Source organism: Bradyrhizobium sp. Pha-3 (assembly GCF_042258615.1).
Taxonomy (GTDB): domain Bacteria; phylum Pseudomonadota; class Alphaproteobacteria; order Rhizobiales; family Xanthobacteraceae; genus Bradyrhizobium.
The window spans coordinates 6079300-6092632 of sequence record NZ_CP170152.1; the positions used below are offsets into that span (position 1 = coordinate 6079300).

11 protein-coding genes are annotated in these 13333 nt (G+C 64.7%); 2 read left to right on the forward strand and 9 right to left on the reverse strand.

Annotated elements, in window-relative coordinates; genetic code table 11:
• Positions 1–20: 20 nt before the first annotated feature.
• From ACE10Z_RS28885 to ACE10Z_RS28895, 3 genes are all read right to left on the reverse strand, one after another.
• The gene (locus tag ACE10Z_RS28885) at positions 21–1109 is read right to left on the reverse strand and encodes a CobW family GTP-binding protein (RefSeq protein ID WP_375783799.1); all 1089 of its coding nucleotides are present in this window, start codon (positions 1107–1109) and stop codon (positions 21–23) included.
• Entirely contained in the window at positions 1109–2776 is a 1668-nt protein-coding gene (locus ACE10Z_RS28890) for an amidohydrolase (protein ID WP_375783800.1), read from the reverse strand. Before ACE10Z_RS28890 ends, ACE10Z_RS28885 begins: the two co-directional genes overlap by 1 nt.
• Positions 2777–2952: 176 nt before the next feature.
• Positions 2953–4530: a gamma-glutamyltransferase family protein gene (locus tag ACE10Z_RS28895; protein ID WP_375783801.1), complete on the reverse strand. Its 1578-nt coding sequence runs from the start codon at positions 4528–4530 to the stop codon at positions 2953–2955.
• A gap of 515 nt (positions 4531–5045) precedes the next feature.
• On the opposite strand from ACE10Z_RS28895, the gene ACE10Z_RS28900 reads away from it, so the two are divergent.
• Positions 5046–5972 carry a D-alanyl-D-alanine carboxypeptidase family protein gene (locus ACE10Z_RS28900; RefSeq protein WP_375783802.1) on the forward strand — a complete coding sequence of 309 codons (927 nt, stop codon included), beginning with the start codon at positions 5046–5048 and terminating at the stop codon, positions 5970–5972.
• A gap of 482 nt (positions 5973–6454) precedes the next feature.
• Here ACE10Z_RS28900 and ACE10Z_RS28905 read toward each other — a convergent pair whose 3' ends face one another.
• The gene (locus ACE10Z_RS28905; RefSeq protein ID WP_375783803.1) at positions 6455–7129 is read right to left on the reverse strand and encodes a response regulator transcription factor; all 675 of its coding nucleotides are present in this window, start codon (positions 7127–7129) and stop codon (positions 6455–6457) included.
• Between the two features lie 223 nt (positions 7130–7352).
• Between ACE10Z_RS28905 and ACE10Z_RS28910 the strand changes: the two genes are divergently transcribed.
• Positions 7353–8555: a serine hydrolase domain-containing protein gene (locus ACE10Z_RS28910; protein WP_375783804.1), complete on the forward strand. Its 1203-nt coding sequence runs from the start codon at positions 7353–7355 to the stop codon at positions 8553–8555.
• A 33-nt stretch (positions 8556–8588) separates the two neighbouring features.
• Here the strand turns inward: ACE10Z_RS28910 and ACE10Z_RS28915 are convergent, their stop codons facing one another.
• The 5 genes from ACE10Z_RS28915 to ACE10Z_RS28935 all read right to left on the reverse strand — a co-directional run bounded on the left by ACE10Z_RS28915 (position 8589) and on the right by ACE10Z_RS28935 (position 13329).
• Positions 8589–9992: an amidase gene (locus ACE10Z_RS28915; RefSeq protein ID WP_375783805.1), complete on the reverse strand. Its 1404-nt coding sequence runs from the start codon at positions 9990–9992 to the stop codon at positions 8589–8591.
• A 15-nt stretch (positions 9993–10007) separates the two neighbouring features.
• On the reverse strand, positions 10008–10769 hold the full coding sequence (locus ACE10Z_RS28920; protein WP_375783806.1) for an SDR family NAD(P)-dependent oxidoreductase: 762 nt from the start codon (positions 10767–10769) through the stop codon (positions 10008–10010).
• A 63-nt stretch (positions 10770–10832) separates the two neighbouring features.
• Positions 10833–11543 carry an ABC transporter ATP-binding protein gene (locus ACE10Z_RS28925; RefSeq protein ID WP_375783807.1) on the reverse strand — a complete coding sequence of 237 codons (711 nt, stop codon included), beginning with the start codon at positions 11541–11543 and terminating at the stop codon, positions 10833–10835.
• Positions 11533–12252, reverse strand: coding sequence for an ATP-binding cassette domain-containing protein (locus ACE10Z_RS28930; RefSeq protein WP_375783808.1), 720 nt, complete (start codon positions 12250–12252; stop codon positions 11533–11535). The genes ACE10Z_RS28925 and ACE10Z_RS28930 overlap by 11 nt, the downstream gene beginning before the upstream one ends.
• A 3-nt stretch (positions 12253–12255) precedes the next feature.
• Positions 12256–13329 (reverse strand): branched-chain amino acid ABC transporter permease, encoded by a 1074-nt coding sequence (locus ACE10Z_RS28935; RefSeq protein ID WP_375783809.1) that lies wholly within the window; start codon positions 13327–13329, stop codon positions 12256–12258.
• Between the last annotated feature and the right edge of the window lie 4 nt (positions 13330–13333).

A 13333-nucleotide genomic window follows, 5' to 3' on the forward strand; every position in this document is an offset into this window, starting at 1 on the left:
GAAATTGTTCGATCTCGGGCTCATGCCGCCGACCGCTGGATCGCCGCCCGGCTCACCGCGGCAAATTTGCACAATGTGTTTTCGATGATCTGGCGCGGGATGCCGCGCACGATGAAGACGAGCCGCGAGCGCCGGTCCGCCGACGGCCAGCCCTGCAACGTGATCGGCGGATGGAACACATGCTGAACGCCATGCACCACGACCGGCGCATCGGGCTGCTCGGCGACATGCACGATCGCCTTGAAGCGCAGCAGGTCCTCGCCCTTGAGCGCCGCGACATAGTCGAGCCAGCGCGCGAATGCGTCGCGCTGGATGGGCTCGTCGATGACCAGGCTGTAGGACGAGACGCCGGCATCGTGCGCGTGATGGCTGTGGTGGCCGCAATCCGCGCCATCGCAATCGTGACCGGCGTGATGATGCGGCGCATTCGCCGCCTGCGATGCCAGATCGAACCAGCGCACGACATCGGCGGAGCGGGCCGCCGGATCGAACAGGCCAGCGTCGAGAACCCTGGCCGGATCGATGATCCCGTTCCGCACATGTGAGCGCGTCGCGACCGGGTTGATCGCGGCAAGCCTCGTATCGAGCCGCGCCAGTTCTTCTTCGGCGGCAAGATCGGTCTTGGTCACGAGCAGCCGGTCGGCGACCGCGATCTGTCTGATGGCTTCGCTGTGCGCCTCGAGTGTATGCGCGCCGTTGACAGCATCGACGGTCGCGACCACGCCGTCGATCCGATAGCGACTGAGGACATCGGGCGCCGTCATCAGCGTGTGCAGCACCGGCACGGGATCGGCGAGCCCGGTGGTCTCGACCAGTACGCGGTGGAACGGCGGGATCGCCCCAGTGGCGCGGCGGTCGGCGAGATCGGCCAGCGTCTCGATCAGATCCTCGCGCACCGAGCAGCAGATGCAACCATTGTCGAGCAGCGCCAGGCGGTCCTCGCTGCTCTCGACCAGCAGGTGATCCAGCGCCACCTCGCCGAACTCATTGATGATGGCGACGACGCCATTGAGCTCGCCCTGCCGCAGCAGATGGTTCAGCACCGTGGTCTTGCCGCTACCGAGGAAACCGGTCAACACCGTGACCGGGATCTGATCCGCCGTGCCCATCACGCGCCCCGCTGGTAGACCTTGCGGCCTTCGAAGAAGGTCATCTCGACCCGCGTGTCGGCGAGCTGGTCCGGCGGGATGTCGAAGATCATCTGGTCGAGCACGATCAGGTCGGCCGACTTGCCGACCTCGATCGAACCGATCGACTGGCCGAGCCCGGCCGCGCGCGCGGCATCGATAGTGTAGATGTCGATCACGGTGGCGAGATCGAGCGCCTGCTCGGCCCACAGCGACTTGCCGGGAAAATCCCCGGTGGGATTTTGCCTTGTCACCATGCCCTCGATGCCCTGCCAGGGATCGGGGATCGGGATCACCGGCCAGTCCGATCCGCCGGCCATCAGCGCGCCGGCGTCTTTCAGGTCCTTGTTCGGCCAGAAGCGCTGCGCGCGCTCCTCGCCCATCGCGGCCTTGTGCGCCTCGAGGAAGACGGTCGGATACCAGATGATCGGCGACAGATCGGCGGCGACGCCGAGCTCGGCGAAGCGCTTGATGTCGTCGGGCGCGATGTAGCTCGCATGCGCGATCTGGTGGACCAGATGGGTCGCCCCGTTGAAGCTGCGCACGACGTCGATCGCGTCGAGCGCCTGCGTCACCGCGGCATCGCCCGCGCAATGGATCTTCGCCGCAAGGCCGAGCTTCTCGCAGCGCCCGAGCCAGCGGATCAGGTCGGGCACAGTCAGCATGGTCGATCCGCGGAAGCAGCAGCCGCGCACCGGGTCGGCCAGATAAGGCTCGTGGAACGCGGCGGTCTTGGCGCCAGGCACGCCGTCGAGGAACACCTTCACATAGTCCGGCTTCACGTGCGCGCCGCGATACTGTTCGCGCAGCGCAAACAGCTCCTCGCCGGCCTTGCCGAACATGAAGCCCGGCTCGACCACCGGCATCGCGCAGACCGCCCAGGCGGTCAGCTCGCCGCGGTCATCGAGCCCCTTCAGCGCCGCCATGATCGGCTGCATGCTGGCGGCGTCGATGAAGGCGGTGACGCCATAGGCGTTCAGCACCGAGATCGAACGCGCCACCGCCGCGCGGTCCATCTCGGCCGTGTAGTGACCAGAGGCCGCGAGCGCCCGCTCCACGAGGCCCGAGGCGGCCTCGATCATGATCCCGGTCAGCGTCCCGGTCTTGAGGTCGCGGCCGATCTCGCCGTCGGTCGGATCGGGGGTACCGGCCTCAACGCCGGCCAGCCGCAGCGCCGCCGAGCTCGCCCAGCGATTGTGATAGGTGTCGTCGCGCAGCACGACGGGGTGTCCGAGGCACGCCGCATCCAGCAGCGCGCAGGACTCCGCGGTGTTCATCTCGTTCAGGAGATTGTTGCCGAACTGGCCGCCGACGATCCAGGCACCGGGCGCGGCCGCCGAGGCAGCGTTGTGCAAGGTCTCGGCGATCCTTGGCACGCTGTCGGCGTTGGAGAAGCGCAGCTCGTAGAGATCGGCCTGCCCGCCCATCATGATGTGATTGTGGATGTCGACGATCCCCGGCATCGCCATCCGTCCACCGAGATCGACGGTCTTAGTGCCCTCGCCGACCAGGGCCGCGACATCGCGCTCCTCGCCCACAGCGATGAACCGGCCGGCCTTCACGGCTGCGCACGCCGCCCAGGGCTGCGCCCGGTTCGACGTGTAGATCCGGCCGTTGCGGAAGACCGTGTCGGCGAATGTCCTGTTCATACGGATCAACTTCTCGATTAGGAAAGTCCGGAGCGATCAGCCTTTCGCGGTGCACAGCGGCGAAACCGCGCATGGCGCCGGCACGATAGGCCAAACGTTCGACATGTCGGCATTTGGAACAATCCACCGTCCGGTGGATGCTCCGCCGCCTGCCGCAATGCGGGCAGGCGGCCCTCTCAGTAGCCCAGCGCCAGCCCGTCCTTGCGGTGGTCGGAGGCGCCGAGCAGAACGCCGCGCGCATGGTCGATGCGGATCGCCTGGCAGCCGCCGATGGGCTCCTCGGAGAAGCGGGCATCGTGGCCGCGGGCACGCAGCTCGTCGCGGATATCAGGCGATATCGTCGTCTCCAGCGACAGCGCGCCGTCGAAGGCAAAGGAGCGCGGTGCCTCGGCAGCCGCCTGGATGTCCATCTTCATGTCGAAGATGTTCGAGAGCAGATTGGCATGGCCGGCGGCCTGGTAGTGCCCGCCCATCACGCCGAACGACATCATGGTCTTGCCGTCCTTGCGCAACAGGCCCGGGATGATGGTGTGCATCGGGCGCTTGCGCGGCCCGAGCGAATTGAGGTGTCCGGGCCCGGCGCGGAAGCTCCAGCCTCGGTTGTGCAGCAATATGCCCGATCTCGGCGCGTAGATGCCGCTGCCGAACGGATAGAACAACGAGTTGATCAGCGAGACGGCGTTGAGGTCGCGGTCGACCACCGTGACATAGACGGTGTCGCGATGCTCGATATCGTCCCACGCCGCGAGCGCAGAGGCGCGGCTCATGTCGATCTTGCTGCGGATTCTCCCGATATAGTCCTCGGCAAGGAAGGCGGCCGGATCGACCTTGCCGGCGGCGGGATCGCAGAAGAAGGCGTCGCGCGCGCGGTAGGCCGCCTTGGTCGCCTCGGCGAGCAGATGGATCCGATCGGCCTGCGACAGCGCGCCGACATCGAAGCCCGCCAGCGTCCGCAGAATCATCAGTGCCGCCAGGCCCTGCCCGTTCGGCGGACACTCGATCACGTCGTGGTCATGGTAGCGTGCCGAGATCGGCTGCACGTAGTCCGAGGTATGCGTCGCGAAATCGTCGGTGCTGTGGGCGCCGCCGAGCCCGCGCAAAATACCGACCATCTCGTCGGCGGCCTCGCCTGCGTAGAACGCCTCGCGCCCGTGCTGCGCGATCCGGCGCAGGGTCCGGCCAAGCGCAGGTTGCGTGCGGATGTCGCCGACCTCAGGCGCCCTGCCCCCGGGAAGGAACTGGGCGGCGGCATTGGCGTCGATCTCGATCCGCGCCCGGAAGCGGCGCCAGTCCTCCGCGACGCGCGGTGTCACGCAAAAGCCCTGCTCGGCCGCCGCGATCGCCGGCCGGAAAATCTCCTCCAGCGACCTGCTGCCGTGATCGGCGACCAGCCTGCACCACGCGTCGATCGCGCCCGGCACGGTCACCGCCTCGGGCGCGGTCGGCGGAATGTCGCGCGCGCCGCTGCCGGCATATTTTTCTGCATCGGTGCCGGCGGGCGTGCGGCCCGAGCCGTTCAGCGCGATCGGCTCGCCGGCCTTCGGCGAATACAGCGCAAAGCAGTCGCCGCCGATCCCGGTCATCTGTGGCTCGACGACGCCCTGCACCGCCACCGCCGCCACCGCGGCATCGACGGCATTGCCGCCGGCCTTCAACATCTCGACCGCGGCGAGCGTCGCCTGCGGGTGCGAGGTTGCGGCCATGCCACGCTCCGCAACCGCGACCGAGCGGCCGATGGCCATGAAATCACGCATGTCGCCTCCTTCAATGCTGTGAGCGGCAGCCGCTCGCCAACATTGTCGAAAACGACACCGGTCCTTGGCGGATTCTCGGCCGGCTGCGCGGCGAGCGGCAATCCACCTAACGGTGGATCGGTGAATACAGGCGAGGTTCGTCTCGCTGGACGCTTTCCGGACGCGGCGAATTTATCCGACGGCAACGCAGCAAAACCTGTCAGACCTGTGCGTGAGGAGTGCTTTGTCCTATCTGAGTAGTTGCATATTCGCCGGCCAATTCTGCGGTGGTTAACTGCGGTGGTTAACTGGTTGCCAAGCTCAGAGCGCGATGGCACGCTGTCATGATCAGTTTGGATCATGTTTGATTTCCAATGCGGATGTCATCTCGCAAAGAGGTTCGTGGCACCAAGCGAAATCAGTTCGGTTGCGGGGCTGGTTGGTTACGCATTGCCGCGCCTCTGATCACACTGTCATGCGGTGTCGTCGTTCGCGATGTGCACGCGGCGTCGCCCACGGAAGAGTCGGGCCCACAGGTGACAGCATCCGAACCGTCGGCTCAAGCCGATACTCGGAGCGCGCCGCCAGATGCGGACCGAGCTAGCACCGAGGCTCGGCCAACGACGGAAACCGAGAAGCAATCCGAGCAAGCATCTCAGACGGCCAACGTTGTCGATTCGCTCAAGGCCGCTCCTGACAATGTCGATACGGTCTTGGTCCTGGACGAGTGCTTTGTTGCCGAGGCATGCATCGACCGGTTCCTTGGAGCACTTTACACGCGAGCGCCGAAGACGGACTGGATCGTCGTGTACGAGAAAAAGGACGTAACGATCAGGCGGAAGCGAAAACAGATCACCGTCACTCGCAGCATCCCGAAGCGGGTCGAAAATGACTTCGGATGGAAGGACCCCAAAGCAGCAGATAAAGCCGGCATGCCTCTGATGGATTACGTGATCGGAGGGATGGATCGAGCCTTCAAGGGAAAGCTGTTCTGTTTACTCCATGCTGCAGAACAGGCCGGACTGGCACCTGGGATCACAAGCGGATTCCGGGATGACTATCGCCAATCAATCGCGAGCGGGCTGAAGGCCGCGAATGACAAGTCCTATCACGGTGGCAGTTCGCGAGGAGGCTATGGTCACGGGCTCGCCGCAGACGTCATCAGCATGAATGGCGGGAGCAAGGACGAGCGTGCAAGCGAGACCAAGAGATTGTGGAAATGGATCGACGAGCACGAAAAGCAGTTCGGAATTGGACGTCCATATTTGAATGGAGACCCAGCGCATCTCGGACCAGTCGACGGTCAGGAATACGTAGCTCATCGTTCAGCATCGAGCCACGCTAGGCTAATCGGCACGCGACACACCCGAATTGCAGCATCTTCCAGACATGGCGTGAAAACGCGAGCAAAGTCAAAGGCAGCGACGAAGCCTGCGACAACGAAAATCAGCTCGCGCCTGTGATCGGCGCACCTGTCGCTGCGCTTCGAATGTGCGCTCCGGCGAGCCCCAGCTCAGGGGGTGAGCTGGGGCTCACGGCGGCTTCGGAGACTGTAGCGGCCAGCCTCCGGCCACGACGTTACGCCTCTTCCCTGAATTTTATCCACCAGGAACCGCAATTGCTGCGCCGCGCTACTACCTTTGCGTTGCCGGGTCTGCACACCGCGAGATCTGTTACTCAGAGCTAGTTCAGAATGGCAATTGTCGCGCGCAATCGTCGATTTTACTATGTCCTCAGTCGTGCGGATTGGCCGACGTCAACCCCACACCCCGACCATGCACATCGCGCGATCAGGGATCGCCGCTTCTGCCCACGGAGCGACGGTCCCGCCCAACTCGGGATGCGACAAACTAACCCGACGGGCAACACAGCAAAAACGCGTCAACCCGGCCTTCGCCGGGACGACGGTGGGGCGAGAGCCGTGCTCGCAATCGACAGCCCCGCCCTAATGCGGCCGCGACATCAGCGCGACGACGGCGGAGCGGGTCTCGACGCCGAGTTTCTCGAAGATATGGATCAGGTGCGTCTTCACCGTCGCAAGGCCGATGCTCAGGCACTCGCCGATCTCGCGGTTGGTGCGGCCGCAGCACAACAGCTCGACCACTTCCATCTCGCGCGAGGTCAGTCCGTAGCGCGCCGGCTCGTCGGCATTCGACGACAGGCGACTGGTCAGGTTGAATTCGAGGTAATCGTGGATCTTCTCGGCAATGTGCATGCTGCCGTCGGGAATCGCGCAGCCCGGCGCCCAAAGCACGCTCATTCCGGCCACGATGCGGTCGTTGCGGCGAAAGAAGAACTCGATCATGTCGGCGACGCCGCATTGGCCGGCAAACGCACGATAGGTCGCCGCCTCCTGGGACGCGCACTGATCGAGCGCGATGCTCAGCCGGGCAATCGGCCGGTTGCTCGCGGAGCGCGGATGCAACGGATCGAGCCGGTTCATGCCGGCAAGATACTGGTCGTGGAAGCTCGGCGGAACGTTGCTGCTGAGCACGAAGCGGTTGAGGGTCAGGTTTCCGTCGACCTCGTAGAATGCGGTCGCCGACCCCTCGAGAATCCCGCGCGCGAACTGAATGGCCTGTGTGGTTGCCGGATCCGGTCGGCCCAGAAGCGCGATCATGACCTACCTCCCGATGTTTCCCGATGGCGAACGTCTGCGCGTCGCATGGTCGTCACGCTGGGGCAGACGCAGGGCGTAGTCAAGCAATTTGCGGGCCAAGCGCACATCCTGGAACTGGTTACGCCGAAGTAACCCGGCTGCCGTCTCCACCATCCGGTTGATTGCAAACGAGGCAGCCGATACGGAACTCTTACAGGCCTCCCAACTCATTGCTGGATCAAGAATGAATTCGCGTCGCATCATGGCCGCCTTCCCGTCGGCGGCCGACGAACAGGTCACGCTGGCCAACTGGCGTCAGCATCCCTTCAGCGAGTGGGCATTCCGCAATGTCCGCGAACTGCTCCCTACCGCCAACATCGCACGCGCCTCGACGCCGGCGCCACTGTCCTTTGCGCCGCGCTACCTCGACGACGTCAGCTTCGCTGACCCGCGCGGCGAGACGGTCGATGTCGGCCAGGCGCTGCGCGCAAGCCACACCGACGGCATCGTCGTGTCGCATCGCGGACAGGTCGCCTTCGAATGGTATGCCCACGGCCTGACGCCGGACACCCCGCATCTGATCTTCTCGGTCAGCAAGTCGGTCGCCGGAACGCTCGGCGGCATCCTGGCCGACCACGGCAAGCTCGATCCCGATGCGGCGGTGACACGCTACATCCCGGAGATGGAGGGATCGGTCTATGGCGGCAGTTGCACGGTGCGCCATCTGCTCGACATGAGCGTCGGCATCCGCTTCGACGAGGACTATATGGCGCGCGACGGCGACGTCATGAACTACCGGCGCTCGACCGGCTGGGAGCCGCCGGACCCGTCCGTGCCGCCGACCAATCTGCGCGACTATCTACGCACGCTTCGCCCGAATGGCGCACTGCATGGGCATACCTTCCACTACGTCTCGACCAACACCGACGTGCTCGGCTGGGTCTATGAGCGCGCCTGCGGCATGTCCTACGCAAAAATCCTCGCGCAATATCTGTGGCAGCCGATGGGCGCCGAGCACGATGCCTACATCGCCGTCGACTCGCGCGGCGCCGCGCGCGTCGCCGGCGGCATCTGCGCGACACTGCGCGATCTCGCCCGCTTCGGCGAGATGATGCGCAATCACGGCATCAGCAACGGACGGCAGGTGGTGCCTGGCTGGTGGGTCGACGACATCAGGCAGAACGGCAGTGCCGAGGCCTGGTCGCGCGGCGACCTGACCAAGGTGTTTCCCAACGGCAACTACCGCAACAAGTGGTACACGATCGACCGGGGCGAAACGCCGTTTGCCGCAGTCGGCATCCATGGCCAATGGATCTACATCGATCCGGAGAGCGAGACTGTGATCGCGCGCGTCTCCTCGCAGCCGCTGCCGATGGACCTCGATCTCGATCACATGTGGATGCGCGGCTATCGCGCGATCGCGGCAAGGCTTGCCGGCACGGCCTGATAAGGCGCGACATGGAAGGCGATTGAGGAAGCTTCATTCGATCGGCGGCCGCCGCGTGTGCCAATCCGTCACCGATTGGAATGCGGCGCCGGCGCGGACCAGCACGTCCTCGGAGAGATGCGGGCCGACCAGCTGCATGCTGAGCGGCATCTGGTCCGACGTCATGCCCATCGGCAGCGTGATCGTCGGACTGCCCGAGAAGTCGAACACCGCCGTGAAGCGCAGGATGTTCAGGAGAACGTTGGGGTCGGCGCCATATTCGCTCATCTTCGTGAGCGTCGGGATCGGCACCGGCATCGTGGGGATGAGCAGCAGATCGATATCCTCGAACATGGCAGCCAGGCTGCCGCTGAACTTCAGGCGCTCGTGATGGATCGCCGCAATATCGACACCGCTCGTTGCCCTGCCCTGCTCGATCAGCTGCGCGAGGTCCGGTCCATATTCCGACTTCCGCGACGGGTAGGTGTCCAGATGCGCCTCCGCCGTCTCCACCGAGCACATCGCAATCCACTGGCTGACGAGCCTCTGATAGGGCGGGAAATGCACCTCGCGGATATCTGCACCGAGATCGGCGAGCGTGCGCTCGGCCTGCACGAGGGCGGCGACGACCTGCCGATCGATCCCCTCCTGGGTGTACCTGCGATCGACGCCGATCCTCAAGCCCCGGATGCTCTCGCCGACGCCGGCCAGATAGTTCGGCACCGGCGCGCACAAGGCGGTCGGATCGTTGGCGTCCGCGCCCGCGATGACGCCGAGCATTACTCCGGCGTCGGCCGCGCTGCGGCACATCGGTCCGACGTGATCGAGCGAGTCCGCCAGCGGGAAGATGCCGTGCCGGCTGACGCGGCCCCAGGTCGGCTTGATGCCGGTCAAGCCGCAGGTCGCCGACGGAAACCTGATCGAGCCGCCGGTGTCGCTGCCGATCGAGCCGTAGCAGAGGCCGGCCGACGTCGCGACGCCCGATCCGCTCGACGACGAGCCGACCCAGTAGTTCACATTCCACGGATTGAGCGGGGCCTGCACGGCGGGATGGTGGCTGGTATAGGCGCCCTCCGTCATCTTGAGCTTGCCGAGTGTGATTGCGCCGGCGAGCTCGAGCCGGTCCACGATCGTGGCATTGAAGGACGGCACGAACTTCGCATGGATCGTCGTGCCGCCCGCGGTCGGCGCAAACGTCGTGTAGCAAAGGTCCTTCAGCCCGATCGGAACGCCATGCAGCGGGCCGCGCCAGATGCCCTTGGCAATCTCCGCATCGCGCTGCTTCGCCTGCGCCATGGCTCGCTCCGCAAGGACGAGCGCGTAGCCATGAAACTGCCCATCGAGCTTCGCGATCCGGCCGAGCATCGCCTCCGTGATCTCCGAGGCCTTCGCCTCGCCACGGCGAATGAGCCCGGAGATCTCGGTGATCGACTTGTAGTGCAATGGATCCGCTGACATGTCGTTTGGCCCGGGCTAGAACTGGACGCCGCGCGTCAGGGCACCGTCCACGACGAGGTTGGTCCCCGTGATGAAGCTCGCCGCCTTGCTCGCCAGGAACACGGCGGCGTTCGCCATCTCCTGCGGCGTGCCCATGCGCCCGGTCGGGTTGAGCGCCAGCGCGGACTTGTACAGTTCGGGATTGCCGTCCTTGATCATGTTCCAGACGCCGCCCTCGAAATAGGTGTTGCCCGGCGACACCGAATTGGCGCGGATGCCCTTGGCCGCAAGCTGGTACGCCAAGCCCTGGGTGTAATGGATGATCGCGGCCTTGAACGTTCCGTACGGGCCGCTGGCAAAATCGACCTCGCGCCCCGACACGCTGGAGATCGTGACGATCGCCGCCGCCGCGCTCTTCTCAAGATAAGGCATTGCGGCGTTGACGAGCCGCACCGTCCCCATCATGTCGGTGGAGAATTCCTTCTCCCAGCTCTCCTCGTCCTGCCCGATCGAGAGCGCGCTGACATTGGCGACCACGATATCGATGCCGCCGAGCTTCGACGCCATGTCGGCGACCCAGGCCTTCAGCGCCGGTCCATTCGAGACGTCGACCGCACCACCGAATGCCGCAACGCCCTTGGCCTTGATCGCGGCGACCGCAGCCTCGACATCCTGCTGATTCCGCGCGCTGATGCCGACATTGGCGCCCTCGGCCGCGAATGTGTCGGCGATCGCGCGGCCGATCCCCTTGGTGCTGCCGGTCACGAGAACCTTTGCTCCCTTGAGTCCCAGATCCATATCCATTTCCTCCGTTATTATCGATTATGGAACGCGCACTCCCGAACCAAATTGCGCGGCTGATCAAAGCAGCAGCTGCGCGCGCACATTGTCTTCGTTGACATCTTCGCCGGCCAGCGACCGCGTGATCTTGCCCTTCTCCATGATGTAGCAGCGCTGGGCGACGGCAAGGATCGTGTCGAGGTTCTGCTCGACGATGACGATGGTCGTCCCGAGCTCGGCGCGGAACGATTTCAATGCGTCGCAAATATGCTGCACGATCGAGGGCTGGATACCCTCGGACGGCTCATCGAGGATCATCAAGGAGGGATTGCCGATCAGCGCGCGGCCGATTGCAAGCTGCTGCTGCTCGCCGCCTGACATGGTGCCCGCAATCTGCCGCCGGCGCTCCTTCAGGCGCGGAAAATACGCGTAGACAAGCTCCGGAATCTTCTTTCCGTCAGGTCCGCCGATCAGTTCGCCCACTTGCAGATTCTCCTCGACGCTCATTTGCGGAAACACGTCGCGGCCCTGCGGGATGTAGCCGAAGCCGGCGCGCGCCCGCGCATCGGCCTCGAGCTGCGTCACATCCTGATCCATGAAGGTGATGGTGCCGCGCCAGGTCTGCAGCAGCCCGATCAGGCACCGCATCAAGGTCGACTTGCCGACGCCGTTGCGCCCGATCACGCCGACGATCTCGCCACGCGCGACCGACATGCTGACGCCCTGCAGGATCGGCGTCGCGCCGTAGCCCGCCCAAAGTCCCGACACGTCGAGGATGCGATCAGTGGGCATGGGTCTTACCCAGGTAGATTTCCGCGACCTTCTCGTCTTCCAGAATGGACTCGAGGCTGCCGCGCGCGAAGATCTTGCCAAGATGCAGAACGGTGACGCGCTGGGCGACCTGACGCACGAACGCCATGTCGTGCTCGACGACAAGAACCGTCATGCCCTCGGCATTGAACGACTTGATCAGTTCGCCGGTCTTGTAGGTCTCTTCTGGCGACATGCCGGCGGTCGGCTCGTCCAGCAACAGAAGCTGCGGCTGCAACGCCAGCGCCATCCCGATCTCCAGCCATTGCTGCTGGCCATGCGACAGCGCGCCGGCAAGCTTGCCGGAATCTTCGGCCAGATTGAGCAGCGCCAGCAGCCGTTCCTCCTCATCCCGGCATTCCGCGCCCGAAAGCCGCTCCTGCAGCGCGATCTGGACGTTCTGCCGCACCGGCAATTCCTTGAACACGCTCGGCGCCTGCATCTTGATGCTCATGCCGCGCTGCACCCGCGCGTAAGGGCGCTCCGCGGTGATATCGACGGAGTCGAAGAAGATGCTGCCGGCGGTCGGCGGATAGAGGCCGACGATCAGCTTGAACAGCGTGCTCTTGCCGGCACCGTTGGGCCCGATCAGGCAATGGACCTCACCGGCATTGACCGTTAGGTCGACGTCGGAGACGGCGGTCAATCCACCGAACCGCTTGGAGACGCCTTTTACATCGACCAGCGCCATGGTTCAGGTCTCATCCGATTGCAGACGGCTGGCGTCCGCCAGCGCGGGGGCCTCGTCGCGCCGCCGGCGCCTACCCCACCAAACGACGACGAGCTTGCCGATGCCGAGCACAAACCCCTGCGGCGCCAGCATCACGGTGGCGAGCAGCAGAACGCCCATCAGCACCAGCGCGGCCTGCTGGCTGTAGACCGTGATGGTCTGGAAGCCGAACAGCAGCAGGAACGACCCGACCAGGGTCGCGGTCAAATCGTTGCGTCCGGAGAACGCGACCCAGACGATCGGCATCGCCGCCGCCGGCAGGCCGATGCTGGACGGCGTGATGAACTGTCCCCAGGACGTGTACAACGCGCCGCTGAGGCCCGCGAGGCCGCTGCCGATCACGAAGGTCAGCAGCTGATATTTGCGAACGTCGTAACCGAGCATCTCGGCGCGCTGCGGGTTTTCCCGCGTCGCCACGATCACGTTGCCGATGCTCGAGTTCACCAGCATGCGCAGCGCGCCATAGACGATCACGATCAGCGCGATCATGAGGTAATAGAGCGCCGATCCCTCGATGTCGAAATTGCCGACGGTGAGCGGATCCATTCCCTTCATGCCGTTGAAGCCGTTGAGCCGGGCCGGACCGATATGCCATTCCGGTCCTGCGGTCTGCCCGAGGAAGAAGGCCAGCACCAGCGTTGCCGACAGCGTCACGATGCCGAAGAAGATCCCGCTGATGCCGCCCCAGATCATGAAATAGCCGAGGACCCCTGCCGCGATCATCGCGATGACCACTGAGAGAACGAGCGCGGCGATGGTGGCCGTTCCGCCGCCCATGTTGATGGCGAGTACGCCATAGCCGTAGCCGGCAATGCCGAAGAAGAAGGTCTGCCCGAACGACAGCATGCCGCCGTAGCCCCACATCAGGCAGAGCCCGAGCGCCATGAAGATCCAGATCAGGAAGTAGGCAAAATTGCCGACATCGTAGGAGTCGGCGAACAACGGATAGATCAGCGCGCCCGCCAGCACGGCAAGGAAGCAGGACCAGAAGATCTTCCCGCGTCCGAGCGTCTGTGGACCGTCGAGCAGCTTCAACATCGGA

Bases quoted from the DNA above. Each gene is read 5' to 3' on its own strand.
- ACE10Z_RS28885 (WP_375783799.1), bottom strand. From the start codon at position 1,109: ATGGGCACGGCGGATCAGATCCCGGTCACGGTGTTGACCGGTTTCCTC.
- ACE10Z_RS28890 (WP_375783800.1), bottom strand. From the start codon at position 2,776: ATGAACAGGACATTCGCCGACACGGTCTTCCGCAACGGCCGGATCTAC.
- ACE10Z_RS28895 (WP_375783801.1), bottom strand. From the start codon at position 4,530: ATGCGTGATTTCATGGCCATCGGCCGCTCGGTCGCGGTTGCGGAGCGT.
- ACE10Z_RS28905 (WP_375783803.1), bottom strand. From the start codon at position 7,129: ATGATCGCGCTTCTGGGCCGACCGGATCCGGCAACCACACAGGCCATT.
- ACE10Z_RS28910 (WP_375783804.1), top strand. From the start codon at position 7,353: ATGAATTCGCGTCGCATCATGGCCGCCTTCCCGTCGGCGGCCGACGAA.
- ACE10Z_RS28915 (WP_375783805.1), bottom strand. From the start codon at position 9,992: ATGTCAGCGGATCCATTGCACTACAAGTCGATCACCGAGATCTCCGGG.
- ACE10Z_RS28920 (WP_375783806.1), bottom strand. From the start codon at position 10,769: ATGGATCTGGGACTCAAGGGAGCAAAGGTTCTCGTGACCGGCAGCACC.
- ACE10Z_RS28925 (WP_375783807.1), bottom strand. From the start codon at position 11,543: ATGCCCACTGATCGCATCCTCGACGTGTCGGGACTTTGGGCGGGCTAC.
- ACE10Z_RS28930 (WP_375783808.1), bottom strand. From the start codon at position 12,252: ATGGCGCTGGTCGATGTAAAAGGCGTCTCCAAGCGGTTCGGTGGATTG.
- ACE10Z_RS28935 (WP_375783809.1), bottom strand. From the start codon at position 13,329: ATGTTGAAGCTGCTCGACGGTCCACAGACGCTCGGACGCGGGAAGATC.